This window comes from Motilibacter peucedani (genome assembly GCF_003634695.1).
Lineage (GTDB): Bacteria > Actinomycetota > Actinomycetes > Motilibacterales > Motilibacteraceae > Motilibacter > Motilibacter peucedani.
This window is the reverse complement of the sequence record NZ_RBWV01000015.1, coordinates 13992-38726: the sequence shown is the minus strand read 5'-3', so window position 1 is coordinate 38726 and position 24735 is coordinate 13992. Positions and strand designations below refer to the sequence as shown.

The 24735-nt window shown below is 73.2% G+C and carries 25 protein-coding genes; 17 read left to right on the top strand and 8 right to left on the bottom strand.

Going from position 1 to position 24735, the window contains the following annotated elements:
* The first annotated feature begins 65 nt into the window (after positions 1-65).
* Positions 66-1280, top strand: a complete 1215-nt coding sequence (locus tag CLV35_RS16670) for an isochorismate synthase (RefSeq protein WP_121194647.1) — start codon at positions 66-68, stop codon at positions 1278-1280.
* A gap of 13 nt (positions 1281-1293) precedes the next feature.
* Here CLV35_RS16670 and CLV35_RS16665 read toward each other — a convergent pair whose 3' ends face one another.
* Entirely contained in the window at positions 1294-2328 is a 1035-nt protein-coding gene (locus CLV35_RS16665) for a zinc-binding dehydrogenase (protein WP_121194646.1), read from the bottom strand.
* On the bottom strand, positions 2325-3305 hold the full coding sequence (locus CLV35_RS16660; RefSeq protein ID WP_183062044.1) for a DMT family transporter: 981 nt from the start codon (positions 3303-3305) through the stop codon (positions 2325-2327). Before CLV35_RS16660 ends, CLV35_RS16665 begins: the two co-directional genes overlap by 4 nt.
* A gap of 88 nt (positions 3306-3393) precedes the next feature.
* Here CLV35_RS16660 and CLV35_RS16655 point away from each other — a divergent pair, with 88 nt between their 5' ends.
* The 3 genes from CLV35_RS16655 to CLV35_RS16645 all read left to right on the top strand — a co-directional run bounded on the left by CLV35_RS16655 (position 3394) and on the right by CLV35_RS16645 (position 5731).
* Entirely contained in the window at positions 3394-4356 is a 963-nt protein-coding gene (locus tag CLV35_RS16655; RefSeq protein WP_121194644.1) for a GlxA family transcriptional regulator, read from the top strand.
* A 120-nt stretch (positions 4357-4476) separates the two neighbouring features.
* Complete coding sequence (locus CLV35_RS16650) at positions 4477-5193, top strand: SDR family NAD(P)-dependent oxidoreductase (protein ID WP_231121963.1); 717 nt, start codon at positions 4477-4479, stop codon at positions 5191-5193.
* Between the two features lie 31 nt (positions 5194-5224).
* The gene (locus CLV35_RS16645; RefSeq protein ID WP_121194642.1) at positions 5225-5731 is read left to right on the top strand and encodes a 2,4'-dihydroxyacetophenone dioxygenase family protein; all 507 of its coding nucleotides are present in this window, start codon (positions 5225-5227) and stop codon (positions 5729-5731) included.
* Positions 5732-5761: 30 nt separating this feature from the next.
* Here the strand turns inward: CLV35_RS16645 and CLV35_RS16640 are convergent, their stop codons facing one another.
* On the bottom strand, positions 5762-6022 hold the full coding sequence (locus tag CLV35_RS16640; RefSeq protein ID WP_121194641.1) for a hypothetical protein: 261 nt from the start codon (positions 6020-6022) through the stop codon (positions 5762-5764).
* Positions 6023-6123: 101 nt separating this feature from the next.
* Here CLV35_RS16640 and CLV35_RS16635 point away from each other — a divergent pair, with 101 nt between their 5' ends.
* Positions 6124-7077, top strand: a complete 954-nt coding sequence (locus CLV35_RS16635) for a LysR family transcriptional regulator (RefSeq protein WP_121194640.1) — start codon at positions 6124-6126, stop codon at positions 7075-7077.
* 3 nt (positions 7078-7080) lie between these two features.
* Here CLV35_RS16635 and CLV35_RS16630 read toward each other — a convergent pair whose 3' ends face one another.
* Complete coding sequence (locus CLV35_RS16630; RefSeq protein WP_183062043.1) at positions 7081-8127, bottom strand: alcohol dehydrogenase catalytic domain-containing protein; 1047 nt, start codon at positions 8125-8127, stop codon at positions 7081-7083.
* 211 nt (positions 8128-8338) lie between these two features.
* Here CLV35_RS16630 and CLV35_RS16625 point away from each other — a divergent pair, with 211 nt between their 5' ends.
* The 9 genes from CLV35_RS16625 to CLV35_RS16585 are packed head-to-tail and all read left to right on the top strand — an operon-like array spanning position 8339 to position 17444.
* Positions 8339-9715: an ABC transporter substrate-binding protein gene (locus tag CLV35_RS16625; RefSeq protein WP_183062042.1), complete on the top strand. Its 1377-nt coding sequence runs from the start codon at positions 8339-8341 to the stop codon at positions 9713-9715.
* Positions 9716-9728: 13 nt separating this feature from the next.
* The gene (locus CLV35_RS16620) at positions 9729-10679 is read left to right on the top strand and encodes a carbohydrate ABC transporter permease (RefSeq protein WP_121194637.1); all 951 of its coding nucleotides are present in this window, start codon (positions 9729-9731) and stop codon (positions 10677-10679) included.
* The gene (locus CLV35_RS16615) at positions 10676-11560 is read left to right on the top strand and encodes a carbohydrate ABC transporter permease (protein ID WP_121194636.1); all 885 of its coding nucleotides are present in this window, start codon (positions 10676-10678) and stop codon (positions 11558-11560) included. The genes CLV35_RS16620 and CLV35_RS16615 overlap by 4 nt, the downstream gene beginning before the upstream one ends.
* Before the next feature lie 10 nt (positions 11561-11570).
* On the top strand, positions 11571-12341 hold the full coding sequence (locus CLV35_RS16610; protein ID WP_121194635.1) for a VOC family protein: 771 nt from the start codon (positions 11571-11573) through the stop codon (positions 12339-12341).
* Positions 12342-12344: 3 nt separating this feature from the next.
* Positions 12345-13304, top strand: a complete 960-nt coding sequence (locus tag CLV35_RS16605) for an aldo/keto reductase (RefSeq protein WP_231121962.1) — start codon at positions 12345-12347, stop codon at positions 13302-13304.
* Positions 13305-13362: 58 nt separating this feature from the next.
* Positions 13363-13746: a tautomerase family protein gene (locus CLV35_RS16600; protein ID WP_121194634.1), complete on the top strand. Its 384-nt coding sequence runs from the start codon at positions 13363-13365 to the stop codon at positions 13744-13746.
* Complete coding sequence (locus tag CLV35_RS16595) at positions 13743-15119, top strand: GH1 family beta-glucosidase (RefSeq protein ID WP_121194633.1); 1377 nt, start codon at positions 13743-13745, stop codon at positions 15117-15119. Before CLV35_RS16600 ends, CLV35_RS16595 begins: the two co-directional genes overlap by 4 nt.
* A gap of 1 nt (position 15120) precedes the next feature.
* Positions 15121-16323 carry an ROK family transcriptional regulator gene (locus CLV35_RS16590; RefSeq protein WP_121194632.1) on the top strand — a complete coding sequence of 401 codons (1203 nt, stop codon included), beginning with the start codon at positions 15121-15123 and terminating at the stop codon, positions 16321-16323.
* Between the two features lie 32 nt (positions 16324-16355).
* Positions 16356-17444, top strand: a complete 1089-nt coding sequence (locus CLV35_RS16585; protein WP_121194631.1) for a Gfo/Idh/MocA family protein — start codon at positions 16356-16358, stop codon at positions 17442-17444.
* A 3-nt stretch (positions 17445-17447) separates the two neighbouring features.
* Here CLV35_RS16585 and CLV35_RS16580 read toward each other — a convergent pair whose 3' ends face one another.
* From CLV35_RS16580 to CLV35_RS16570, 3 genes are read right to left on the bottom strand one after another with little or no spacing between them, the layout of a single operon-like run.
* Positions 17448-18251 (bottom strand): sulfurtransferase, encoded by an 804-nt coding sequence (locus CLV35_RS16580; protein ID WP_121194630.1) that lies wholly within the window; start codon positions 18249-18251, stop codon positions 17448-17450.
* Positions 18252-18284: 33 nt separating this feature from the next.
* Positions 18285-19961, bottom strand: coding sequence for a 2-succinyl-5-enolpyruvyl-6-hydroxy-3-cyclohexene-1-carboxylic-acid synthase (gene menD, locus CLV35_RS16575; protein ID WP_121194629.1), 1677 nt, complete (start codon positions 19959-19961; stop codon positions 18285-18287).
* Positions 19958-20872, bottom strand: coding sequence for an o-succinylbenzoate synthase (locus CLV35_RS16570; RefSeq protein WP_121194814.1), 915 nt, complete (start codon positions 20870-20872; stop codon positions 19958-19960). Before CLV35_RS16570 ends, menD begins: the two co-directional genes overlap by 4 nt.
* Before the next feature lie 64 nt (positions 20873-20936).
* Here CLV35_RS16570 and CLV35_RS16565 point away from each other — a divergent pair, with 64 nt between their 5' ends.
* Entirely contained in the window at positions 20937-21842 is a 906-nt protein-coding gene (locus CLV35_RS16565) for a 1,4-dihydroxy-2-naphthoyl-CoA synthase (protein WP_121194813.1), read from the top strand.
* A 29-nt stretch (positions 21843-21871) separates the two neighbouring features.
* Here CLV35_RS16565 and CLV35_RS16560 read toward each other — a convergent pair whose 3' ends face one another.
* Complete coding sequence (locus CLV35_RS16560; RefSeq protein ID WP_121194628.1) at positions 21872-22771, bottom strand: PDDEXK family nuclease; 900 nt, start codon at positions 22769-22771, stop codon at positions 21872-21874.
* A gap of 267 nt (positions 22772-23038) precedes the next feature.
* Here CLV35_RS16560 and CLV35_RS16555 point away from each other — a divergent pair, with 267 nt between their 5' ends.
* Together CLV35_RS16555 and CLV35_RS16550 are read left to right on the top strand one after the other, a co-directional pair.
* Entirely contained in the window at positions 23039-24124 is a 1086-nt protein-coding gene (locus CLV35_RS16555; protein WP_121194627.1) for an LLM class flavin-dependent oxidoreductase, read from the top strand.
* Complete coding sequence (locus CLV35_RS16550; RefSeq protein ID WP_121194626.1) at positions 24121-24729, top strand: FMN reductase; 609 nt, start codon at positions 24121-24123, stop codon at positions 24727-24729. The genes CLV35_RS16555 and CLV35_RS16550 overlap by 4 nt, the downstream gene beginning before the upstream one ends.
* Positions 24730-24735 lie beyond the last annotated feature (6 nt).

Genomic DNA, 24735 nt, shown 5'->3' with positions numbered 1-24735 from the left:
GGGCGGCAAGCGTGCCAGACGACGGCTGGGGCGCGCGGCGCCCCCGGCCCACGTAACCTCGTGCGGTGACCACCGCGCCGACGACGGGCCCGATCGTGGCCCGGACGGTCGAGGTCGACGACCCCGGACCGCTGCTGTCGGCGCTGCCCGGGCCCGCGGCGCACGCCTGGGTGACCGGCGGCGAGGGCATCGTCGGCTGGGGCGAGGCCGCCCGCTTCGAGACCGCCGGCCCTGACCGCTTCGACACCGCGGCGCGCTGGTGGTCGGAGGTGGCCGCCGACGCCAAGGTCCTCGACGAGGTGGGCCTGCCCGGCACCGGGCTGGTCGCCTTCAGCAGCTTCGCGTTCTCCGACGGCCCGAGCACGTCGCGGCTCGTGGTGCCGGCCGTGGTCGTCGGTTCCCGCGACGGGCGCTTCTGGCGCACGACCGTCGACGGCGTGGACGGCGACGTCGCGCCGGTGCCGGTCTCGGCACCGCAGACGGTCGCCTGGGGCGACGGCGCGACGACGCCGGAGGACTGGCGGGCCGCGATCGGGTGGGTGCGCAACGCCATCGCCACCGGAGACCTCGACAAGGTCGTGCTCGCGCTCGACCAGGTGGCGACCGCCGACGCGCCCGTCGACGCGCGGTGGCTGCTGCAGGGCCTCGCCGAGCGCTACCCGTCGTGCTGGGCCTTCGCCGTCGACGGCCTGGTCGGTGCGACGCCCGAGCTGCTGGTGCGCCGCAGCGGCGAGCTCGCCGAGTCGCGGGTGCTCGCCGGCACCGTGCGCGCCAACGGCGACGAGGGCGACCGGGCGCTGCTCGACTCGGAGAAGGACCAGCTCGAGCACCGCTACGCCGTCGACTCCCTCGTCGCGGGCTTCGCCGCCCACTGCAAGAACGTGCGCGCGGGCGACCCCTACCTGCTGCGGCTGGCCAACGTCGTGCACCTGGCGACCGACGTGCGGGCCCGTGTCGCCGACGACGCCTCGCTGCTCGAGCTCGCCGGCGCCCTCCACCCGACCGCCGCGGTCGGCGGGACGCCGACGCGGGCGGCGATGCGGGCGATCGGCAAGCTCGAGCGCAGCGACCGCGGCCGCTACGCGGGTCCGGTCGGTTGGGTCGACTCGACCGGCGACGGCGAGCTCGGGCTCGCCCTCCGGTGCGCACAGCTGGACGGCCGCACCGCCCGCCTGTGGGCCGGCTGCGGGATCGTCGGCGACAGCGACCCCGAGGCCGAGGCGGCCGAGGCGCGGGCGAAGTTCGAGCCCGTGCGCGCGGCGCTGACCCGCGCGCTCTGAGGCTCCTCCCGGCTCAGAACGACGTCACGACCGAGAAGCCCGGCGTCGAGCCCACGGTGCGCAGGGCCTCCCCCGCCCCGTCGAGCGACAGCTCGCGGGTGACCAGCCGGTCGGGCCGCAGCCGCCCGGCCTCCACCAGCCCCAGCAGCTCGGGGTAGGCGTGCGCCGCGATGCCGTGGCTGCCGAGGATCTCGAGCTCGAGCGCGACGACCCGCTCCATGGGCACGGCCGGCCGGCCGAGCGCGGGCGGCAGCAGCCCGACCTGCACGTGCCGGCCGCGCGGGCGCAGCGACTCGATCGAGCCGGCGCAGGTCTGCGCCGAGCCGAGGCAGTCGAGCGCGACGTCGACGCCACCGCCGGTCAGCTCGCGCACGGCCGCACCGACGTCGTCGACCGACCCGGCGTCGAGCACCTGCTCGGCGCCGAGCTCGGCGGCCAGCGCGAGCGCGCCCGGCGAGACGTCGACGGCGACGACCCGGGCGCCCGCGGCGACCGCGACCTGCACCGCCGAGAGCCCGACACCTCCGCACCCGAGCACCGCGAGGCGCTCGCCGACGCGTACGCGTCCCTGCGCGACGACGGCGCGGTAGGCGGTGGCGAACCGGCAGCCCAGGCCGGCCGCGGTGCTGAACGAGACCTCGTCGGGCAGCGCCACGAGGTTGACGTCCGCGGCGTCGAGGGCGACCAGCTCGGCGAACGAGCCCCAGTGCGTGAAGCCGGGCTGGGTCTGGTGCGGGCACACCTGCCCGTCGCCGTCGAGGCACTGCCGGCAGCGCCCGCAGGCGCAGACGAACGGCACCGTCACCCGCGCGCCGGGCTGCCAGCGGCGTACGTCGTCGCCCACCGCCTCGACGGTGCCGGCGAGCTCGTGGCCGGGGACGTGCGGCAGCCGGATGTCGGGGTCGTGGCCCTGCCAGCCGTGCCAGTCGCTCCGGCAGACCCCCGTGGCGCCGACCCGGACGACGACGCCGCCCCTCGACGGCACCGGGTCGGGCACCTCGCGCACCTCGAGCGGGCCGCCGAACGCCTCGAACACCAGAGCTCTCATGCGGTCATCGTGCCTGCCGGCACCCGGCGCTCGACCGCGGGCTCGGCGGGCGCGGTGGGCGCGGCGGGGCGGCGGCGCCCCAGCAGGTTGCCGGCGAAGAGCGCGGCGACCGTCAGCAGCGCGCCGGCGACCTCGGCGGGGTGCGGCGCCTGGCCGCGGACCGCCTCGACGGCGAAGGTCGTGACCGGCACGAGGTTGATGAACAGCGACACGTCCTGGGCCCCGAGGGTGCGGGCGGCGGCGTTCCAGCTCAGGACGGCGACCAGGGCGCCAGGGACGACGAGGTAGGCCAGCTGCCACCAGGCTGCGGCGACGTCGCCCGCTCCCGGGGCGGAGAGGACGCCGGTCATCGTGAGGACGACCGCGACGGCGAGGGCGGCGAGGCCGCCGGACGCGGCGCTGACGGCGGTGTAGCGCAGCGGCGACCACTCGGGGACCTCGGCGGCGCCGGTCGTGTAGACCACCCAGCAGGTCGCGCCCAGCAGCACGAGCCCCTCGCCCCAGCCCAGACCACCCGTGACCAGTCGGTCCAGGTGTCCGTCCGTCAGCACGGTTCCGACGCCCACCAGCGCCACCGCGGCGACCACCCAGGTGACCCGGCTCGGGCGCCGGCCGAGCTTGGCCCAGAGCACGAAGCCGGTGAGCAGCGGCATGGTCGAGACGATGAGCGAAGCGGGCTCCGGATTGCTGTGCTGCAGCCCCACGAACGCCAGGAGGTTGAAGCCGGCGAACCCGACCACGCCGTACGCCAGCACCCGCCCTGCGCGGGGGTCGCGGCGCACGTCGCGCAGCGCCCCCGGCTCGCGCACCAGCAGCAGGGTGAGGAGCAGCGCGCCGGCGAGCAGGTAGCGCAGCGCGGTCATCCACACCGGCGAGAGGTGGGGGAAGGCGGAGCGCGCGACGATGAACTGCCCTCCCCAGATGACGGCCGTCAGGGTGGCGCCCGAGGCGCCGATGGTGCGGGGCGAGAGCTGCATGGCACCGATCGTCGCGGCCTCGACCGCTGTCGAGAAGTGGCCTGCGGGCGACCTTGCGCTCTGATCGGGCCACCGGCACACTGCACCCATGTCCGTCGTCGTCGTGCTCGCACTGCCGGGAGTCCCGCTGTTCCACCTGTCCATCGCCGGAGAGGTGTTCGGCCCTCGCCAGTCGGCGCCGCAGGTGCCCGCCCACGAGGTGCGCGTCGTGACCGAGCGCCCGGGCGCGGTCGTGACGCGGGAGGGGATGCGCGTCGAGGTGCCGCTCGGCCTCGACGCCCTGGCGGGAGCGGATCTGGTGGTCGTGCCGTGGTCGCTGCACGCGCAGGAGCCCGTGCCGCCCGCCGTGCTCGACGCCGTGCGCACGGCTCACGCGGCGGGGGCGCGCATCGCCGGCTGCTGCGGCGGCACCTTCGTGCTCGCCGAGGCGGGCCTGCTCGACGGGCGGCGGGCGACGACGCACTGGCACTACACCGAGCGGCTCGCGCGCCTGCACCCGCAGGTCGAGGTCGTCCCCGAAGTGCTCTTCGTCGACGAAGGCGACGTGCTGACGGCGGCCGGTACGGCTGCGGCGATCGACCTGTGCCTGCACCTGCGCCGCCAGCTCGACGGCGCCGAGGCCGCCAACGCGGTGGCCCGCGGGATGGTCGTGGCCCCGCACCGCTCGGGCGGGCAGGCCCAGTTCATCGAGACCCCGGTCGCCGACGATGCCGAGGACGACCGGGTCAGCCAGGCGATGACCTGGGCGCTCGAGCACCTCGACCGCCCCCTCGGCGTCGATGACCTGGCGGCGCGCGCGTTCATGAGCCGGCGCACGTTCACCCGGCGCTTCCGGGCCAGCGTCGGCACAAGCACCGTGCAGTGGCTGCTGCAGCAGCGCACCCTCCTGGCCCAGCGCCTGCTCGAGACGACCGACCTGCCCGTCGAGGCCGTCGCCGACCGGGCGGGGTTCGGATCGGCCGTCGCGATGCGTACGCACTTCTCTCGCAGCGTCGGCCTCTCGCCCCGCGACTACCGCGCGACGTTCAGCCGGAGGTCTGGCGTGGCCTGATGATCCGGATGCCTCCCATCCCCGGTCCGGATGCTGCTGCCTCCTGACGTCCTCCGCGCAGCACCATGGCGACCGCGCACGGCGAGGGTCGCGGGGCTGCATGACGAGGAGGTGTACGCGGTGGCCGAGGGTGCGGGGCAGGCGTTCGCAGGTCGACGGGTCGCGGTCGTCGGCGGCACCAGCGGCATCGGCGCCGCGGTCGCCACACGGTTCGCCGCCGACGGGGCCGACGTCCTCGTCGCGGGGCTGGCCAGCGCACAGGCGCCGCCGGGCCTCCGCGCCGTGGAGCTCGACGTGACGGAGCCGGGGGCGGTCGAGGAGCTGCTGGGCGGACTGCCCCGGCTCGACGTGCTGGTCAACGCGGCCGGCGTCATCCGCCGCGGCTCGGAGTTCGACCCGGCGGTGTTCGGCGCCGTCCTCGAGGTCAACCTCATCGGCACGATGCGCGCCTGCGTCGCGGCCCGTCCTCTGCTCGCCGCCTCGGGCGGCTCGATCGTCAACCTCGCCTCGATGCTGAGCTTCTTCGGCGGGCCGCTGGTGCCGGCCTACACCGCCAGCAAGGGCGGCGTCGCCCAGCTGACCAAGTCGCTGGCGGTCGCGTGGGCGGCCGAGGGCGTACGCGTCAACGCCGTCGCACCCGGCTGGATCCGCACCGAGCTCTCCCGCGGCGCCCGAGAGGACCCCGACACCGACCGGCGCATCCTGGAGCGCACACCCATGCGTCGCTGGGGGGACCCCGAGGACGTCGCCGGCGCGGTGGCGTTCCTCGCCGGCCCCGACGCCGCCTTCGTCACCGGCGTGGTGCTGCCGGTCGACGGCGGCTACCTCGCAGCCTGACCCACCATCCCCACGAGAGAGAGCCACGACGATGACGACGGACGAGCTGGGCCCCCTGGTGCCTGTGTCGACGGACTACCCGCCCGAGATCGCGGTGCCCGCCGAGCCCGAGGACCCGCGGGTGTGGGTGCCGCAGGCGCCGGACGTGTGGTTCCGCCCCCTGCTGCTCAACACCGTGACGGGTCAGTGGTGCAACCTGCTCCGGGTCACCAAGGCGGGCATCGTCTCGCGCCACCGGCACCCCGGCGCGGTCGTGGGGTACGTGGTGCGCGGCACGTGGCAGTACGACGAGCACGACTGGGTAGCCGACCAGGGCTCGTTCGTCTACGAGCCGCCGGGCGAGATCCACACCCTGCGCGTGCCCGAGCACTGCACCGAGATGGTGACGTTCTTCAACATCCTCGGCGCGATGATCTACCTCGACGAGGACGGCCACCAGGTCGGCTACGAGGACACGTTCACCAAGATCGACATGTGCCGCGCGCACTACACCGCCAACGGGCTCGGCGCGGACTACGTCACGCAGTTCATCCGCTGAGCGCGCCCCCGCTCGACGCGGACCCCGCGCTCAGGCAGCGTCGTCGAGGGTCAGCGGGCGCACGGTGCCGCCCGCGGCCACGAACACGCCGCGGACCCGCGCGCGCCGCTGCGCGCGGAGCTGCTGGTCCCAGGCCCGGTCGTCCGCGCCGACCGCCGCAGGACCCGGTCGGCACAGCACCGCGACGACGCCGCGACCGGGCGCGCAGTCCTCGGCCAGCCAGGTGGCGAGCTGGAGCAGGGCGTGGTCGTCGGCGATCCGGTCAGCAGGGGGAAGAGGGAGGTCGTCCATGGGCCGGGATCCTGCCGGAGGACGGGGGCGCTCCGCTGCGCTTGTCCACAGGCCTGCGACCGGTAGCGTGACCCACCGGGGACCGCGTGCGAGGAGGGCCGATGGAGCCGTCGAGGGCTGCCGGCCTGCGCCTCGAGTGGGTCGCGAGCTTCGTGGCCGTCGCCCGCGAGGGCGGTTTCTCCGCGGCTGCCAAGTCGCTCTACCGCTCCCAGCCGCGGGTGAGCACCCACGTCGCCGAGCTGGAGCACGCGCTGGGAGCCCGGCTCTTCGACCGCACGGTGCAGCCCGTCGCGCTCACGCCCGAAGGACGGGCGCTGCTGCCGCACGCTGAAGAAGTGTTGGCACGCATGACGTTGTTCGCCGAGGTGACCTCCGGCGCGCAGGGCCCGCTGCGCGGCGAGGTACGCCTCGGCGCCTACCCGAGCGCCGCTGCCTTCCTCTTCCCGCCCGCCGTGCGACGGCTGGCGCAGACGCACCCCAGCCTCTCCCTCGTGCTACGCGAGGGGCCAAGCCTCGCGCTCGGCACGTCGCTGTCGCACGGCGAGGTCGACCTCGCCATCCGGCCGGTCCTGCCGCTGGTGTCGGACGACCGGCTGGCGAGCACCGTGCTGTGGCAGGAGCCGCTCGTCGCGGTGATGCCACTCGATGCCACTCGGCCGTCGAAGCCGATGACCTTGCGCGAGCTGGCGTCGCAGCCCCTGGTCACGATCGGCGAGACGGGTGCCGGGGGCCGCCAGTTCGAGACGAACCTCGCCTTCGCGCAGGCCGGGCTCGCGCCGACGATCGCGTTCCAGACCAACCAGCCGCAGACGCTGGTGTCGATCGTGCGCCACGGTCTCGGTGTCGGCGTCACCAACGCGCTGGCCATGACCACGGCGAACCTCGACGGAGTGGCGCTGGCGCCGATCGTCGACGTGCCGATGACCCGGCAGGTCGCGCTGTGGTGGCGCACCGACACCCCGCCTTCCCCTGCCGCCGCCGCGGTGCGCGAGGTGCTGACCTCGCTGCCCGTGCCGCGATGGCCGTGGGAGCGCGACGGCGGGGCGCCCGCCTGACGGTCAGGCGCCGACCGCGACGAGGATCTTCGCGTGCCGGGCACGGTCGGACCCGACCAGCGCCTCGAGCCCACCGCTCACGGCGGCGTCGAGCGGCACTACCGCCGTGACGACCTTCGCGGCGAGCTCGGCGTTGCGGGCGAGGAAGGCCAGCGCAGGAGCGAGGTCGGCGTCGGCGAGGTGCGACATGCTCCCCACCACGTGGACCTCGCGGAGCACCACGTCGGTGACGTCGAGCTCGACCGGCCGTTCGGGCAGGCCGAGGAGCACCACCGTGCCGCCCGGCTCGGCGAGGCCCACGGCGGCGGACACCGCCGGCGCCGCACCGGAGCACTCGAGCACGACCGACGCGCCGCCGCGGACGCCCTCGTCCACCGGCCGCGCGTCGAGACCGAGCGACGCCGCATGGGCGAGCCGCTCCTCGGCCACGTCGAGCACCGTCACCTCGTTGCCCGCGTCGACGAGCAGCAGTGCGACACACAGCCCGATGGTGCCCGACCCCACGACGGTGCACCGCCTGCCGACAGGGCTGCCCGCGAGCCGCAGGGCGTGGAGCGCGACAGCGAAGGGCTCACCCAGCGCCGCCAGCTGCGGCGCCATGCCCGGAGGGGCCGCGACCACCATCGCCGCCGGCACGGTGAGGGCTTCGGCCAGCCCACCGTCGGCTGACATGCCGATGTGACCGAGCTGCAGGCAGAGGTGCGGCGCCCCTGCGGCGCACTGGGGGCAGCGTCCGCACGGCAGCAACGCGTTCAGCGCCACCACGTCTCCGACGGCGAGCCCGCTGACACCCGACCCGACGGTGTCGACCCACCCGGACACCTCGTGCCCCAGGACGATCGGTGCCATGGCACCCGTCGTGGGGTGCGGCCGGGTCGGGATGGTGAACGGACCGTGCAGGTACTCGTGCACGTCGGATCCACAGATGCCACAGAAGGCCACTCGCACGCGTACCTCACCTGCGCCGGGGGCCGGGGCGGCGGGCACCTGCTCGACGCGTACGTCGCCGCGCGCGTGCCAGCGCACGGCTGGCATGGTCGCGCCGTCCATGGCGGCAGCGTACGCGTCGACCCCCTGGCCAATCGTGCCTGCAGCCGCCGCCCGGATGACTGCCATACGCAGAGCAGATGACGTCGGCGACGCGGTCACAAGCCGGTAACGAGACCTTGACAGGTACTTTCTTACTTTGAGTAGGTTGGCGGCACGACAGGACGAGCCCGCTCACCACCCGGCCGCGGGCGCTCTCGACGAGGAGATGTGCATGTCCGACCAGCAGACCCCTGAGCAGACCGGCTCGGCGCCCGCGTCGGCGCCGATGAGCCGCCGCACCCTGCTGAAGCTCGGCTCACTGGGCGCAGCAGCCATGGGTGTCAGCCCTCTGCTCGCCGCGTGCGGCGGCAGCTCGTCCGGCAGCGCCAGCTCGAGCGGTTCGAGCTCGGCGGCGGTGGGCGGGAGCGGCGGAGGCAAGAAGGCGACCGTGCGCGTGTGGACCTGGTACACCCAGCAGCAGAAGGAGTTCCCGCGGCTCATCAGTGAGTTCCAGGCCAAGAACCCCAACATCACCGTCGAGAACCGCATCTTCGGCACCCCTGACCAGTTCCTGCCCGCCCTCGCGGCGGCGGTCTCGGCCGGCAACCCGCCGGAGATCTTCGCACCGCACATCCGCGCGCTGACCTACGGCCAGCAGGGTGTGTCGGCCGACCTGAAGAAGGAGCTGGGCGACGACTTCCTGGCCGACTTCTTCAAGTCCACCCGCGACGAGTACACCCTCGAAGGCAAGCAGTACGCGCTGGGCTGGATGGCGCAGACGTTCGGCATCTTCTACAACCCCGACATGCTCAGCGCGGCCGGCGTGCAGGGCGAGCCGGAGACGTGGGACGACCTCATCGCCGCAGCGGCGAAGATCGGCAAGACGGGCAAGGCGGCCGTCACCGTCTCGGCCAACCCCTCGACGAGCGGGCTCGACTTCTTCCTCCCGCTGCTCGCGCAGGTCACCGACGACCCGACCTACTACCTCAAGCTCGACCAGCTCGACGGCGTGTCCTACACCGACCAACCCGTCATCGACGCGCTCACCTTGCTGCAGAAGCTCGTGAAGGCGAAGGTATTCCAGCCGGGTGTGAACGGCACGGCGGGCGACCAGGCCGAGCAGCTGTTCTACACCGGCGGCTCGGCGATGCTCTTCAACGGCTCATGGACGCCGCAGGACCTCATCACCAACGCACCCAAGGGCTTCGCCGACAAGGTGAAGGTGATGCAGACCCCTGCGCTCAAGCCCGGTGCCAAGCACTACACGGCCAACCAGGCAGGGGCCGGTCTGGCGGTGAGCGAGACGAGCAAGAACAAGGACGCCGCGCTCGAGTTCGTCAAGTTCATCTACTCGCCGGAGCAATACGCGACCACGATGAACAACAGCAACAGCATGCCCTCGACCCAGTCGGCGGCCGAGAAGGTGTCCAACCCCGTGCTCAAGCAGATGACCTCGTGGCTCATCGCCGGCAACGGAGTGCCCCACATCCCCTTCGGCAACGGCTCCAGCGAGGCGGGCGGCCCGCTCGCGAGCATCTACGACGGGTCGGGCGACCCCGCGGACGTGGCGAAGAAGATGCAGGAGGCGGTGAAGAACGTCCGCGGCTAGCGGACGGACCGCCATGGCCTCCCAGACACTGGCACCGGGCGCGGCGCACCGTCCGCGGCTGCGGATGCTGTCGAAGCGGCACCGGCCCGAGATGCTCGCGGGCTACCTGTTCATCCTGCCGACGGTCCTGCTGTTCCTCGTCTTCGTCGGCTACCCGATCGTCCGCTCGGTCTACCTCGGGTTCACGACGTGGAGCGGGTTCGGCTCACCCAGCTGGACCGGCTTCCACAACTACCACCGCATGTTCGACGACACGGTCGCGCGCCAGGCGTTCCGCAACACGCTGGTCTTCGCGGCGGTGACGACGGTGCTGCAGACGGTGCTGCCGCTGCTCGTGGCCGTCCTGGTGAACGCCACCTGGCGACGCTTCGGCATCGCCGCGCGGACCCTGCTCTTCATCCCCGGAGTCGTGTCGTTCGTGGTCAGCGGCGTGATCTGGAAGCTGGTGCTCGACCCGAACCTGGGCCTGCTCAACAAGCTGCTCGACGGCATCGGGCTCGACTCGCTGACGCACAGCTGGCTGGGCGAGAGCTCCACCGCGCTGCCGGCCATCATGGTGGTGTCCCTCTGGCAGGCGCTCGGCCTCAACATGCTCATCTTCTTCGCCGGCCTGCAGGGCATCGACCCCACGCTCTACGAGGCGGCCGAGGTCGACGGCGCCGGCGCCTGGCCGCAGTTCCGCTACGTCACCGTGCCGGGGCTGCGACTGGTGACCGGCATCGTCATCAGCCTCAACCTCATCAACGGCTTCAAGGCCTTCGACCTGATCTACGTCATGACTCAGGGCGGCCCCAACCACGCGAGCGAGGTGCTCGGCACCCGGCTCTACGGGCTGGCGTTCGGCACCACGTCGGGAGCGGTCCCGCAGTTCGGCTACGCCAGCGCGATGAGCGTCGTGGTGCTGCTGCTGTGCACCGCGGCGGTCGTCGTCCAGATCCTGCTCAACCGGAGGGCGGCGCGATGAGCACCTCGGTCCAGGCACGTCCTCGCCCGACGACTGCCGAGCCCGGCGCGGCCCGACGGCGCAAGCGACCGGTCGCCCGGCTGGTCACGGCGGTCGTCCTCGGCGTCGTCTGCGTGGTCATCGCCTTCCCGCTGATCTGGATGGTGCTCACCTCGCTGCGCCCGTCGAACGACGTCTTCACGGGTGGGCTGTGGCCGAAGCACGTGTCCTTCGACGCCTACCGCGAGGTGTGGAGCTCGACGGACTTCCCGTCGCACTTCCTGGCCAGCCTGTGGATCACGGTTGCGACAGTCGTGCTGGTGCTGCTGTTCGCCTCGCTGAGCGGCTACGCCTTCGCCCAGCTCAGCTTCCCGTTCAAGAACGTGATCTACCTGCTGCTGCTCACGACGCTGATGATGCCGGCGACTGCGCTGATCCTGCCGCTCTACTTGCAGCTGAAGAAGTTCGGCCTGCTCGACTCGCAGCTCGGCCTCGTCGTCCTCTACGTCAGCGGCTCGGCGCCGTTCGCGATGTTCCTCATGCGGGCGTTCTTCGAGACGCTGCCGCGCGAGCTGGCGCAGGCCGCCCGCATCGACGGGGCCAGCGAGTTCCAGGTCTTCTGGCGGGTCATCCTGCCCCTGACCCGCCCGGGACTGGCGACCGTGACGATCTTCCAGTTCCTCGCCACCTGGAACGAGTTCCTCTACGCCAACACCGTCCTGCGCGACCCGGGCAAGCTGACCCTGCAGCCGGTGCTCTTCGCGATCGTAGGCCAGTACTCCACCAACTGGCCGGTGCTCACGGCCGGCCTGGTCATGTCCGTCGTCCCCGTGATCGCCGTCTACGTCTGGATGCAGCGACAGTTCGTCGCCGGCATGACGCTCGGTGCCGTCAAGAACTGAGAGGCTGCAGATGCCCATCACCTCCGTCCTGCTCAACGTCGACGACGTCGCCCGCTCGGTCGACTTCTACACCCGCCACCTGCGCGCGCAGGTCGTCGGCGAGGCCACCGACGAGCGCGCGGTGCTCGACCTGGTCACGGGCACGCTGGAGCTCGTACGCCTCGGCGGCGACCGCTCCTCCTCGACCTGGGTCCCTGACGACCTCCAGCGCGGGTTCCGGCACGTCGGCTTCAAGGTCGACTCGGTCGACACCTACGTCTCCGAGCTCAAAGCCTCGGAGGTGGAGTTCCACCTCGAGCCGATCGAGGCGACCGGCGACGTGCGCATCACCTTCTTCTACGACCCCGACGGCACGCTGCTCGAGCTCGTCGAGCGCGACCTGCACTACACCGAGGTGCTCGACCAGCGCCTCGTCGAGCAGGAGCGAGCCCTCGGCGTACCGTCCCGCCCGCGCTTCGACCACGTGGCAGTGACGGTCGAGGAGCTGGACGCCACCCAGGAGCGCTATGCACCGCTGGGCTTCTCGCTCATGGGCACGATCGCCCAGCCGCACGACCCGCGCGGCTTCGACATCGCCTACCTCAGGTCGCAGGACACCGTGCTGGAGGTCTTCACCTACGGTGTCGAGAAGACGCAGCGGGCGCCGCAGCTCGACGCGCCCGGCTTCGTCGCGGCGGTCGTGACCGGGGTGGCCGAGGACGCCGACGCCTTCAGCGTTGTCGGCGAGCGGGCCGGCCACCGCGTGCTCGTCGACGCCGACGGCTTCCCCACGGCGGTCTGAGCGGTGGTCGCGAGCGACGCCTCAGGCTGGCAGCGGCGGCTGGGCGGCACCGGGCTGCACGTCTCGGCAGTCTGCCTGGGCGGTGGCCCGCTGGGCAGCATGCCGGAGAACTTCGGCTACGACGTCCCCGTCCAGGACGCCGTCGACCTGGTGACCGACGTGCTGGCCAGCCCGATCACGGTCATCGACACCGCCAACGGCTACAGCGGCGGGGAGAGCGAGCGCCGCATCGGGCTGGGCATCGCCGCGGCCGGCGGCCTGCCGCCCGGGTTCCTCGTCGCGACCAAGGTCGACGCCGACGAAGCGGACTACTCCGGCGACCGGGTCCGGGCCTCGGTGGAGGAGAGCCGGACCCGGCTCGGCCTCGACGACCTGCCCCTGGTGCACCTGCACGACCCGGAGTTCCACGACTTCGCCGCCATGACCAAGCCCGGCGGCGCCGTCGACGCGCTCGTCCGGCTGCGCGAGAGCGGCCAGGTCGGCTCGCTCGGGCTGGCAGGCGGCGACGTGCGCGTCATGGCGCGCTACCTCGACCTCGGGGTCTTCGACGTCCTGCTGGTGCACAACCGCTGGACGCTGGTGGACCGCAGCGCCGGAGAGATCGTCGCGACGGCCCACGAGCGGGGTCTGGGCGTCGTGAACGCGGCCGTCTACGGCGGCGGCATCCTGGCCCGCCAGGAGGAGCGGCCCGGCGACACCTACGGCTACCGTCCCGCGCCGCCGGAGACCCTCCGGGCGGTCCGCGCCATGCGCGAGCTGACGAACCGGCACGGCACCGACCTCGCGACGGCGGCGCTGCAGTTCTCGCTGCGCGACACGCGCGTCGCCTCGACGATCGTCGGCATCAGCAAGCGCTCGCGGATCCCAGCGGTTCTCGACAGCGCCGCGTCCGAGCTGCCGCCGGACTTCTGGGACGAGCTCGAGACCCTCGTGCCGCCGTCCGACACCTGGCTGGACGCCTGAGCCACTGCGTACCAGTCCATCGTCCCCGCTCACCACCTCTACGAAGGAGCACCCCCGCATGCCTCTCGTCCGTGTCGACATGTACTCGACCCACGCGTCCCGCAGGGAGGCGTTCAGCGCGGCGATCCACCGTGGTCTCGTGTCGAGCCTGGGCATGCCCGCCGACGACCTCTTCCAGGTGTTCCGGCTGCACGAGCCGGGCGACCTCTTCTACTCGCCGAGCTTCCCCGACGCCGACCGCGACGACATCGTCTTCGTGCAGATCCTGCTGGCCCGGCTCTACGACGGCGAGCAGAAGCAGGCCATGGGCCGCGCGGTCGTCAGCGAGCTGGCTGCCGAGGGGGTCAAGCCCGACAACGTGCTGATCGCCTGCACGGAGAACGACGGGCCGGACTGGTACGCGCCCGGCCGCGACTTCGCCGCGTCGGCGACAGCCCGGTGACGAGTCGAGACGAGTTCCCCGCCGACTTCGCCTGGGGCACGGCGACCGCGTCCTACCAGATCGAGGGGGCGACCTGCGAGGACGGCCGCTCCCCCAGCATCTGGGACACCTTCGCGGCGACGCCCGGCGCGATAGCCGACGGCACGACCGGTGACCTGGCCGACGACCACTACCACCGCTGGGCGGAGGACGTCGCCATCATGGCGGACCTCGGGGTCAACGCCTACCGCTACTCCCTCTCGTGGTCGCGTCTGCTCCCCGAGGGGTCCGGTCGCGTCAACCGCGCCGGCGTCGACTTCTACCGCCGGCTCACCGAGTCGCTGCTCGCCCATGGCCTCGCTCCCTGGGTCACGCTCTACCACTGGGACCTGCCGCAGGTGCTCGAGGACCGCGGCGGCTGGCTGGAGCGCGACACCGCGTACCGGTTCGCCGACTACGCGGCGGCCGTGCACGACGCGCTCGGCGACCTGGTGTCGTCGTGGATCACCCTCAACGAGCCGTGGTGCTCGGCGTTCCTGGGCTACGGCTCGGGGGTGCACGCCCCAGGGCAGCAGGTCGGTACGCGCTCCGCCCACGCTGCGCACCACCTCCTGCTCGGTCACGGGCTCGCGGTCGACGTGCTCCGCGCGGCCGACCCGGAAGCGCAGGTCGGGATCACGGTCAACCTGTACTCGGTCGAGCCGGCCAGCGGCACCGCTGCCGACCGCGACGCCGCGCGGCGCATCGACGGGCTGCAGAACCGCTTCTTCCTCGAGCCGGTGCTGCGCGGCGCCTACCCCGCCGACGTCCTCGAGGACCTGGGCGAGCAGGAGTGGTTCGCCGCCCAGCCGGCCGCCGACCTGGAGCTGGTGTCGCGGCCGCTGGACTTCCTCGGCATCAACTACTACAGCCGGCACACCGTGGCGGCGCCCGCACCTGACGGTGCGGGGGGCTTCGGCCCGAGCTTCCCCGGCAGCGAGGGCGTCCGTGCCGTCGACACGGGCGCACCGCGTACGCACATGGGCTGGCCGGTGTGCCCCGAGGGCATGCTCGACGTGCTGCGCCAGGCGCACACCCTGGCACCGGAGCTGCCGCTCTGCATCACCGAGAACGGCTCCGCCTGGCCCGACGAGGTCTCGCCCGACGGCGCCGTCCACGACCCGGAGCGCACCGACTACCTCGCCACCCACGTAGCGGCCTGCGCTGCGGCGCGGGCCGAAGGGCTGCCCCTGCAGGGCTACTTCGCGTGGACGCTCATGGACAACTGGGAGTGGGCGTGGGGGCAGAGCCGGCGCTTCGGGCTGGTCCACGTCGACTACGGCACCCAGGCCCGTACCCTGAAGGACAGCGGCGACTGGCTGCGTACGTTCCTCCGCGGTGAGGGGGCCGGCTGAGATGGGAGCACGGTTCGCGGGGCGCTCGGCAGCTGAGACGGGGCGCGGCATCGTCGACCTCGTGCGCTCGAGCGAGGTCATCAGCCGGGTCGAGCTCGCCGAGCTGTCCGGGCTGACGGAGGCCTCGATCTCGCGCACCGTGAAGCGGCTGCTCGAGGACGGCCTGCTCGTCGAGGTCGGCCAGAGCGAGACGACCGGGGGCAAGCCGCGCCGTCTGCTCGCGCTCAACACCAACGGGCGCTACGCCGTCGGGCTCTCGGTCGACGAGGCGCAGCTGACCTACGCGCTGACCAACCTGCGCGGCGAGGTCGTCGGGCGGCTGGTGTCCCGCGGCATCGGCACCGACACGCCCGCGGTCGTCGTGCGCCGGATGGTGCGCGAGACGACCCGGCTGCTGCGCGAGCACGAGGTCGACGCGGGCGACGTGCTCGGCATCGGCGTCGCCATCGCCGGGCGGCTCGACCTGCGCGGCGCCGCGATGCGCGCGCTGCGCGACACGACCGACTGGGAGCAGTTCGCACTCGGCCCGGCCCTCGAGGAGGCGCTCGGCCTGCCCGCCACCCTCGAGCACGACTACGTCTGCGCCGCGCTGGGCGAGTTCTGGGTAGGGCGCATCCCGGCGTCATCGGACTTCGTGTGCTTCTACGCGGCCACCGGCTTCGGTGCCGGCATCATGCTCGGCGGCGAGATCTACCGCGGCTCGTCGGGCAACGCGGGCGAGGTCGGGCACGTCGTGCTCCAGGCGGGCGGGCCCGAGTGCTGGTGCGGGTCGCGCGGGTGCCTCGAGGCGGTAGCCGGACCGCGCACGGTGGTGCGCAAGGCGCTGGCGTCGCGCGCGCTCGCCCGACGCCTGTCGCTCACCGGCGACCCCGACGCCGTGCGCGCCGACTTCGCCCTCGTCGCCCGGGCGGCGGCGGCAGGCGACGCGGCGTGCGAGCAGCTGGTCGAGGAGTCCGCCGGCTACGTCGGCGCGACGCTGCTGTCGCTGACGAACGCCCTCGACCTGGACCGCATCGTGCTGTCCGGGCCGGCCTTCGCCGACGCGGGCGAGTACTACCTGCGCGCCACCCAGTCAGCCGTCTCGGAGCTGTCGTTCATGCGGCAGGTCCACCCGGTGACGGTGGAGCTCTCGACCCTGCAGATGCAGTCGTCGGCCATCGGAGCCGCCACCGTCGCGCTCGACGGCGGACTGGCCGCCCGCTAGACCACCTCATGCCTTTCGACGCTAGGAGCTCCATGACCACCGCCCCCGCAGTCCGCTTCGCCGTCGTCGGCAGCGGCTGGCGCTCGCAGTTCTTCCTGCGCCTCGCGCGCATGGCACCGCACGCGCTCCAGGTGACCGGCGTCGTGACGCGCACGGCCGAGCGCGGCGAGCAGGTGACCGCGGAGTGGGGCGTGCCGACCTTCCGCACGCTCGAGGAGGCCGCACGCGTGGGCGACCCGGAGTTCGTGGTGCCGTCGGTGCCCTGGTCGGAGACGCCCGCGGTGACGCGGGAGGCCGTACGCCTGGGGCTCCGGGTCCTCGCCGAGACGCCGCCCGCGCCGACCGCCGAGGCGCTGCGGGAGCTGTGGTCCGATGTGGGGTCGTCAGGTCTGGTGCAGGTCGCCGAGCAGTACCTCCTCATGCCAGGTCATGCCGCCCGCCTGTCGCTCCTGCAGCGCGGCGTCATCGGTCACGTGACGTCGGTGCAGGTGTCGTCGACGCACCTCTACCACGCGACCTCGATGATCCGGTTGATGCTCGGGGCCGGGTTCGACCCGGTGACGGTGACGGCCCGGAGGTTCACGGCTCCCCTGGCCGACCCGCTCTCACCGGCGGGCTGGTCTGGCGACGACGGCCCGAAGGAGGCGGGCACGACGCTGGCGCTGCTCGATCTCGGCAACGGGCGCAGCGGCGTCTACGACTTCACCGACAACCAGTGGTGGAACCCGCTGCGGGCCCGGCGCATCGTCCTGCGCGGGTCGCGCGGCGAGATCGTCGACGACTCCGTCGTGCGGCTGGTCGACCCGCGCACGCCCGTCGAGTCGCGGCTCCTCCGCCGGCAGCTGGGCATCGACCTCAACCTCGAGGGCGTCGACCTCGACCACATCTCCTTCGACGGCGAGGTGGTCTGCCGCAACCCGTTCCCGGGCGCCCGCTTCTCCGACGACGACATCGCAGTGGCGACGATCCTGCGCGACACCGGCCTGTGGGCGCGGGGCGAGGGGCCGGCGCCGTACCCGCTGGCCGAGGGCTGCCAGGACCACCTGCTGGGCTTGGCCATCGAGGAGTCGGCCCGCACCGGCGCGCCCGTCACCACCGCCCGGGAGCCTTGGGCCTCGTAGCCTTCACCCCAGGGCGGCGGGGCGGTCGGTCGCTGCGTACTGCGACCACGAGCCGGGGTACAGCCGCACCCTGCCGAGCCCGAGCTGCTCGAGCGCGAGCGCGTTGTGCGCGGCGGTGACGCCGGAGCCGCAGTAGGACACGACCTCGGTGTCGGGGCCGATGCCCACGTCGGTGAAGCGCCTCCGGAGGTCCTCCACGGGCAGGAACGTGCCGTCGCCCTGGAGGTTCTCGCGGCAGGGCACGTTGAGCGCGCCGGGGATGTGCCCCGGCCGGGCGTCGATCGTCTCGACGTCGCCGGAGTAGCGCTCGCGCGGCCGGGCGTCGATCACGACGGTGTCGGGCGCGACCGCGTCGTCGATGCCGGCGACCCGCTCGAACTCGCGCGCGGCGAAGGAGCCCCGTGCGGGCACGGGCTCGGACCCGCTAGCGAGCGGCAGCCGGTAGGCGCCGAGCCCGCCGTCGAGCAGCGCCGCCTGGTGGCCGGTCGCGCGCAGCATCCACACCAGGCGGGCCGCGATGACCCCGCCCGCGTCGTCGTAGGCGACGACCACGTCACCGTCGGAGATGCCGGACACGGCCATGCCCTCGGCGAAGACCTCGGGTGCGGGCAGCGGGTGGCGTCCCTCCGCCTCCGACGCCGGTGCGGCCAGCCAGGTGTCGAGGTCGACGTAGACGGCACCGGGGATGTGCGCGCGCTCGAAGGCGGCCAGCCCGGAGCTGCCGTCCATGTACCACCGCACGTCGGCGAGGATGACCTCCTCGCGGTGCTCGGCGAACCACTCCTGGCTCACGATCGGGTCAACCACGTCTCCACCTTCCTCCTCATGCCACCGTGATCCTCACAAGACCTGCGCGACGGCTTCTGCGATCCGGCGGTCGAGCTCGACCTGCTGCGCGCGCCGTGCGCGCCGGTCGAGCGGCACCTCGACGACATGGACGCCACTTTGCGGTGCCAGTGCGGCGGCCAGCTCGGCCGGAGTGCTGACCCGCACGTGCACCGTACGCGTCGCCGCGCACAGCGCCGCGAGGTCCGTGCCGTGCGGGGTGCCGAACACCCGCTCGAACGGGCCGCTCAGCTCATCGGCCCCCTGCTCCAGCAGGCCGAAGATGCCGCCGCCGTCGTCGTTGACGACCACGATGCACAGGTCGGGCCGCGGCTCGTCGGGCCCGATGACCAGGCCGGTCGCGTCGTGCAGGAACGTCAGGTCGCCCATCACCGCGTACGCGTGCGAGCCGCCCGCGGCCTGGTGCGCGAGCGCCGCGCCCACCGCCGACGACACCGTGCCGTCGATGCCGGCGACGCCGCGGTTGGCGAGAACTCGCACACCCGACGGTAGGTTTGCAGTGGCCAGGTCGCGGACGGGGTTGCTGGAGCCGACGACGAGCAGGTCGTCGGGGTCGAGAATGCGCGCGAGAGCGGCCGCGACGCCCGGGCCGGTGAGGTCGCTCCCGACCGGCCACTGCGCCTTCCGGGCGGCCTGGCCGGCGCGGGTCCACGCCGCGGCGAAGTCGCTGTCCGCCGAGCCGAGAACCTCGAGCTCGCCGGTGAACACCGTGCTGGCCGTCAAGGCCGCGTCGTACCACCGCTCGGTGCCGGTCAGGACGTCGACGACCACGCCGGGCCGCCGGAGCAGCGCGCCGACGGTGCGCGAGAGCGTGGGCCGGCCCACGACGAGGACCCGCTCGGGAGCCCACGCCTCGAGCAGCGCCGGCACGCCCAGCAGGGCGAGCGGCAGCGCCTCGCCCGCGAGCCCCGACGACGGCTCGGCCACCACGGGCCAGCCGCTCGCCTCTGCGACCCGGCGGGCCCGGTCGGCCAGGGCGGGCGGGCAGTCGCCCACGACGAGCAGGGTGCGGGGCGCCCCGGCGTAGAGCTCCGGCTCGGAGTCCTGGGCCTTCGCGGCCACGGTCCAGGCGCCGCCGTCGGGCCGGCCGTCGAGCGGCTCGACCCAGTCGGTGGTGCCGTCGGGCACGAGCGGGTCGCGCAGCGCGAGGTTGAGGTGCACCGGCCCGGGCTCGCCCGTGAGCGCCCCGGTGGCCGCGACCAGCGCGCGGCACACCGTGGACCGCCACCAGCCCACCTGGCCGGGCCGACCGTCCGCAGCGGGCAGGCTCACCTCGTGGCGCACGCTGGTGCCGTAGAGCCGCACCTGGTCGACGGTCTGGTTGGCCCCCACGCCCAGCAGCTCGGCCGGTCGGTCCGCAGTGAGCACCACGAGCGGCACGCCCGAGTGCGACGCCTCGAGCACCGCCGGGTGCAGGTTGGCCGTCGCCGTGCCCGAGGTGGTCACGACCGGCACCGGCTGCCCCGAGGCCTTGGCCAGCCCGAGCGCGAGGAAGCCGGCGGTGCGCTCGTCGATGCGTACGTGCAGGCGCAGCCGGCCCGCGGCGTCGGCGGCCGCGAGCGCGTAGGCCAGCGGCGCCGACCGCGAGCCCGGACAGACCACCGCCTCGTGCACCCCGCCGCGCACCAGCTCGTCGACCAGCACGGTCGCGAACGCCGTCGACGGGTTCACGCCTCGGCCTCCACCGCGCGCAGGCGGTCGTCCAGCCGTCGCCGGGTCCCGTCGTCGGGGGCGGCGGCGGTGAGGGCTGCAGGGTCGGGCACCACGCGGCGTACGGCGATCGCCCCGTCCACCGGGATCAGCGGGTCGGCGACCACGTCGGCGGCAAGCAGCCGCGCGGTGCCGAGGCCACAGGCGTACGGCAGCTCCGGGAGCGCGGCGGCGAGCGCGAGCCCCGCCGCGAGCCCGATCGAGGTCTCGAGCGCCGACGACACCACGACCGGCAGGCCGACCTGCTCGGCGAGGATCAGGCACGAGCTGACGCCGCCGAGGGGCGCGACCTTCAGCACCAGGATGTCGGCCGCGTCGGCGCGCACCACGCGCAGCGGGTCGTCCGAGAGCCGCACCGACTCGTCAGCCGCGACCGGGACGTCGAGCCGACGGCGTACGGCTGCGAGCTCCTCGATCGACGCGCACGGCTGCTCGACGTACTCCAGCCCGCCGGCGGCGATGTCGAGCGCCCGCACCGAGCGGAGCGCGACGTCGACGTCCCAGGCGCCGTTGGCGTCGATGCGGATGCGCCCCTGCTTGCCGAGCGCGTCGCGCACGGCGGCCACGCGGGCGACGTCGTCGGCGAGCGACTGGCCGCGCTCGGCGACCTTCACCTTGACCGTCGTGCAGCCTGCGGCGCGCACGAGCTCGGCGGCACGCTCCGGCCCGACCGCCGGGACGGTGGCGTTGACGGGCACGGAGTCGCGTACGGGTGTCGGCCACCCCTCGAACGCCGCCTCCCGCGCGGCGTGCAGCCACGGCACGGCGCGGAACGTGTCGTAGTCCCAGAACGGCGAGAACTCGCCCCACCCCGCTGGGCCCTCGAGCAGCCAGCCCTCGCGGGAGTCGACGCCCCGGAACCGGGTGCTCATCGCCACCTGGAACGGCACGGGAGCGGGCGTCCGGTCGGCGGTCACGGGCCTATCCTCGCTGCTCGTGGTGAGCGAACTCTTCGACCCCTCGTCCTGGACCCCCGTCGACGGCTTCGAGGGGCTGGAGGACGTGACCTACCACCGCGCCCGCTCGACCGGAGCCGTACGCGTCGCGATCGACCGCCCGGAGGTGCGCAACGCGTTCCGGCCGAAGACCGTCGACGAGCTCCTCGCGACGCTCGAGCACGCGCGCACGTCGCCGGACGTCGGTTGCGTGCTGCTCACCGGCAACGGGCCGTCGCCGCGCGACGGGGGTTGGGCGTTCTGCTCCGGCGGCGACCAGCGGATCCGGGGGCGCTCGGGCTACGTCTCCGCTGAGTCGGAGGAGCGGCTGTCCCCGGTCGACCGGGCGCGGGCGGGGCGGCTGCACATCCTCGAGGTGCAGCGGCTGATCCGCTTCATGCCCAAGGTGGTCATCGCCGTGGTGCCGGGGTGGGCCGCGGGCGGCGGGCACTCGCTCCACGTGGTCTGCGACCTGACCCTGGCTTCGGCGGAGCACGCGCGCTTCAAGCAGACCGACGCCGACGTGGCCAGCTTCGACGCGGGATACGGTTCGGCCTACCTCGCCCGCCAGGTCGGGCAGAAGCGGGCGCGGGAGATCTTCTTCCTCGGGCGGGAGTACTCCGCGCAGGAGGCGTTCGACATGGGCATGGTCAACGCAGTGGTGCCGCACGCCGACCTCGAGCGCGTGGCGCTCGAGTGGGCGGCCGAGGTCAACGGCAAGTCGCCCACGGCGCAGCGGATGCTGAAGTACGCGTTCAACGCCGTCGACGACGGGCTGGTCGGCCAGCAGCTCTTCGCCGGCGAGGCCACCCGGCTGGGCTACATGACCGACGAGGCCGCCGAGGGCCGCGACGCGTTCCTCGACAAGCGCGCGCCCGACTGGTCCCAGTTCCCCTGGTACTACTAGCGCTTCGCACCGGAGCGCGCGTCGTCCACTCATGCGGGCATGCGTGCAGACGACGCATGCGGTCGGCTCCAGCCGCCGAGCTCGAGGGCACTGGCCACGAGCGAGGCGACGAGGTCCGGCTCTTCCCGCACGATGAAGCTCGGGAACCGCAGGACCCGCTTCCCCTCGACCACCAGGTGCGCGTCGCGAAGCATGTCGGCCCACCACTGCCGCACGTCCATGTGCCCACGGCCGTCGATCTCCACCACCAGGCCGTAGCGGGCCCACTCGCAGTCGAGCCAGCGCGCTCGTCCCGAGGCATCGAGCCTCCGAGTCTGCCTGTCCGGCGCCGGCAGCCCCGCTGCCCGGCAGATCCGCCCGAACTCGGCCTCCGAGAGGGTCTGCGCTCCCCCGACGGCTTCGGCCACCGCCCGCGCGGCGACTGAACGCCGGGGGAAGTTCGACCTTCGAGCCGTCTCGACGGCCAGCGCCCCGGGCAGCACGAGCCGCTGCTGGACCCCTGCCAGCAGCAGCGCCTCGGCATGCCGGTCCGAGCGCGCCCACGACACCGCATCGATGAGGGAGCGAGCGATCCGCGTCCTCGGAGGTCGCGTTCCCGCCTGCACTGCCTCGGGCCCCAGCATCGACGAGCTGCGCACCACGAGCCCCGGCCGAGCGTGCGTCACCTTCCGCCCGTGCGGGACCAGGACCCAGCGCCTCCGCGCCGAGTCGTCGAAGCCGCGGAGCCCCGCCAGTGAGGCGGCGGTGAGCCCGGCGAGGACCGCCCCGCGACCGCCCACGACGACGTCCACCCACAGCTCCTGCTCCGTGGAGAGCGGTCCGTTGTGCGTCACGACGACACCCTTCGCCGGGGTCTGCCAGTCACCTCGACGCAGGCGCCACTCCACGGCCGACCGACCGACCGCGTCGCGCAGCTCGCTCCACCGCATGACGCCACGCTGGGCGTGAAGCCGTGAACGGGCGGGTTGTGGCAGTTGCCGGCTCATGCACGGCAGGGTGCACCGGATCAGTCGGTCCCACGGCTCTGAGGGACGGGCCTGTGGACGAGGTTCCCGCTGTGCCATGGCATGCGTAGTCCGCACTCGCCAGGACGTGAGCAGACGACGCAGGCAAGACCGCGGGCATACCCGACCCGCCCCGGGCGTTCACAGCAGCGTACAGTTGAACATTCAACGAACGGGACAGAGGAGCAGGCCATGCAGTTCGGGGTCTTCACGGTCGGCGACGTCACGCCGGACCCGACCAACGGGCGCGTGCCGAGCGAGGCCGAGCGCATCCAGGCGATGGTCACCATCGCGCAGAAGGCCGAGGAGGTCGGGCTCGACGTCTTCGCGACCGGCGAGCACCACAACCCGCCGTTCGTGCCCTCCTCCCCCACCACGATGCTCGGCTGGATCGCCGCCAGGACCGAGAGGCTGATCCTCTCGACCGCCACGACGCTGATCACCACGAACGACCCGGTGAAGATCGCCGAGGACTACGCGATGCTCCAGCACCTCGCGGGCGGTCGCGTCGACCTCACCTTGGGCCGCGGCAACACCGGCCCGGTCTACCCGTGGTTCGGCAAGGACATCCGCGACGGCATCAGCCTGGCGGTCGAGAACTACGCCCTGCTGCGCCGGCTGTGGCGCGAGGACGTCGTCGACTGGGAGGGCCGGTTCCGCACCCCGCTGCAGTCGTTCACGTCGACGCCGCGCCCGCTCGACGACGTGCCGCCCTTCGTCTGGCACGGCTCGATCCGCAGCCCCGAGATCGCCGAGCAGGCGGCCTACTACGGCGACGGCTTCTTCCACAACCACATCTTCTGGAACAAGGAGCACACCCAGCGCATGGTGGGGCTCTACCGCGAGCGCTTCGAGCACTACGGCCACGGGCAGGCCGACCAGGCCATCGTCGGCCTCGGCGGCCAGGTGTTCATGCGCAAGAACAGCCAGGACGCGGTGAAGGAGTTCCGGCCCTACTTCGACAACGCGCCGGTCTACGGCCACGGCCCCTCGCTCGAGGACTTCACCCGGGCGACGCCGCTGACCGTGGGCAGCCCGCAGCAGGTCATCGAGCGCACCCTCGGGTTCCGGGACTACGTCGGCGACTACCAGCGCCAGCTGTTCCTCATCGACCACGCGGGCCTGCCGCTCAAGACCGTGCTCGAGCAGATGGACATCCTCGGCGAGGAGGTCGTGCCCGTGCTGCGCAAGGAGTTCGCGGCCCTCAAGCCGGCGCACGTGCCCGACGCCCCCACCCACGAGAGCCTGAAGGCCGCCAAGGAGCTGGTCACCTCATGAGGACGCTCGCAGTCGTCACTGCCGGTCTGAGCGAGCCGTCGTCCACGCGGCTGCTCGCCGACCGGCTGGCCACGGCGACCCGGGAGTCCTTGCAGCAGCAGGGCCAGCAGGTCGACGTGCGCGTCGTCGAGCTCCGCGAGCTGGCGCACGCCCTGACCGACGCGCTGCTCACCGGCTTCGCGACCGAGGAGCTGCAGGAGGCGATGGACGCGGTGGTCCGGGCCGACGGCGTCATCGCCGTCACGCCCATCTTCAGCGCGTCCTACAGCGGGCTGTTCAAGACGTTCTTCGACGTGCTCGACAGGGACGCGCTCGACGGTACGCCGGTGCTGCTGGGCGCGACGGCCGGCACCGCCCGGCACAGCCTCGCCCTCGAGCACGCGCTGCGCCCGCTGTTCAGCTACCTCCATGCCGTCGTCGTGCCCACCGCGGTCTTCGCGGCGACCGAGGACTGGGGCGCCGACTCGGGCCTGCCCACGCGCATCGCCCGTGCCTCGGGCGAGCTCGCCGACCTGGTAGCGGCGCGCCGGCGGGAGGCGCCGGCCGACCCCTACCGCGACGCCGTGCCCTTCGAGCAGCTGCTCTCCGGCCTCGGCCAGGGATGATGGCGG

Coding starts and splice junctions, on each gene's coding strand:
- CLV35_RS16610 (WP_121194635.1), top strand. CDS start 11,571: ATGCCCATCACCTCCGTCCTGCTCAACGTCGACGACGTCGCCCGCTCG.
- CLV35_RS16555 (WP_121194627.1), top strand. CDS start 23,039: ATGCAGTTCGGGGTCTTCACGGTCGGCGACGTCACGCCGGACCCGACC.
- CLV35_RS16615 (WP_121194636.1), top strand. CDS start 10,676: ATGAGCACCTCGGTCCAGGCACGTCCTCGCCCGACGACTGCCGAGCCC.
- CLV35_RS16630 (WP_183062043.1), bottom strand. CDS start 8,127: ATGGACGGCGCGACCATGCCAGCCGTGCGCTGGCACGCGCGCGGCGAC.
- CLV35_RS16645 (WP_121194642.1), top strand. CDS start 5,225: ATGACGACGGACGAGCTGGGCCCCCTGGTGCCTGTGTCGACGGACTAC.
- CLV35_RS16590 (WP_121194632.1), top strand. CDS start 15,121: ATGGGAGCACGGTTCGCGGGGCGCTCGGCAGCTGAGACGGGGCGCGGC.
- CLV35_RS16585 (WP_121194631.1), top strand. CDS start 16,356: ATGACCACCGCCCCCGCAGTCCGCTTCGCCGTCGTCGGCAGCGGCTGG.
- CLV35_RS16620 (WP_121194637.1), top strand. CDS start 9,729: ATGGCCTCCCAGACACTGGCACCGGGCGCGGCGCACCGTCCGCGGCTG.
- CLV35_RS16600 (WP_121194634.1), top strand. CDS start 13,363: ATGCCTCTCGTCCGTGTCGACATGTACTCGACCCACGCGTCCCGCAGG.
- CLV35_RS16635 (WP_121194640.1), top strand. CDS start 6,124: ATGGAGCCGTCGAGGGCTGCCGGCCTGCGCCTCGAGTGGGTCGCGAGC.
- CLV35_RS16550 (WP_121194626.1), top strand. CDS start 24,121: ATGAGGACGCTCGCAGTCGTCACTGCCGGTCTGAGCGAGCCGTCGTCC.
- CLV35_RS16640 (WP_121194641.1), bottom strand. CDS start 6,022: ATGGACGACCTCCCTCTTCCCCCTGCTGACCGGATCGCCGACGACCAC.
- CLV35_RS16570 (WP_121194814.1), bottom strand. CDS start 20,872: ATGAGCACCCGGTTCCGGGGCGTCGACTCCCGCGAGGGCTGGCTGCTC.
- CLV35_RS16625 (WP_183062042.1), top strand. CDS start 8,339: ATGTCCGACCAGCAGACCCCTGAGCAGACCGGCTCGGCGCCCGCGTCG.
- CLV35_RS16660 (WP_183062044.1), bottom strand. CDS start 3,305: ATGCAGCTCTCGCCCCGCACCATCGGCGCCTCGGGCGCCACCCTGACG.
- CLV35_RS16655 (WP_121194644.1), top strand. CDS start 3,394: ATGTCCGTCGTCGTCGTGCTCGCACTGCCGGGAGTCCCGCTGTTCCAC.
- CLV35_RS16560 (WP_121194628.1), bottom strand. CDS start 22,771: ATGCGGTGGAGCGAGCTGCGCGACGCGGTCGGTCGGTCGGCCGTGGAG.
- CLV35_RS16665 (WP_121194646.1), bottom strand. CDS start 2,328: ATGAGAGCTCTGGTGTTCGAGGCGTTCGGCGGCCCGCTCGAGGTGCGC.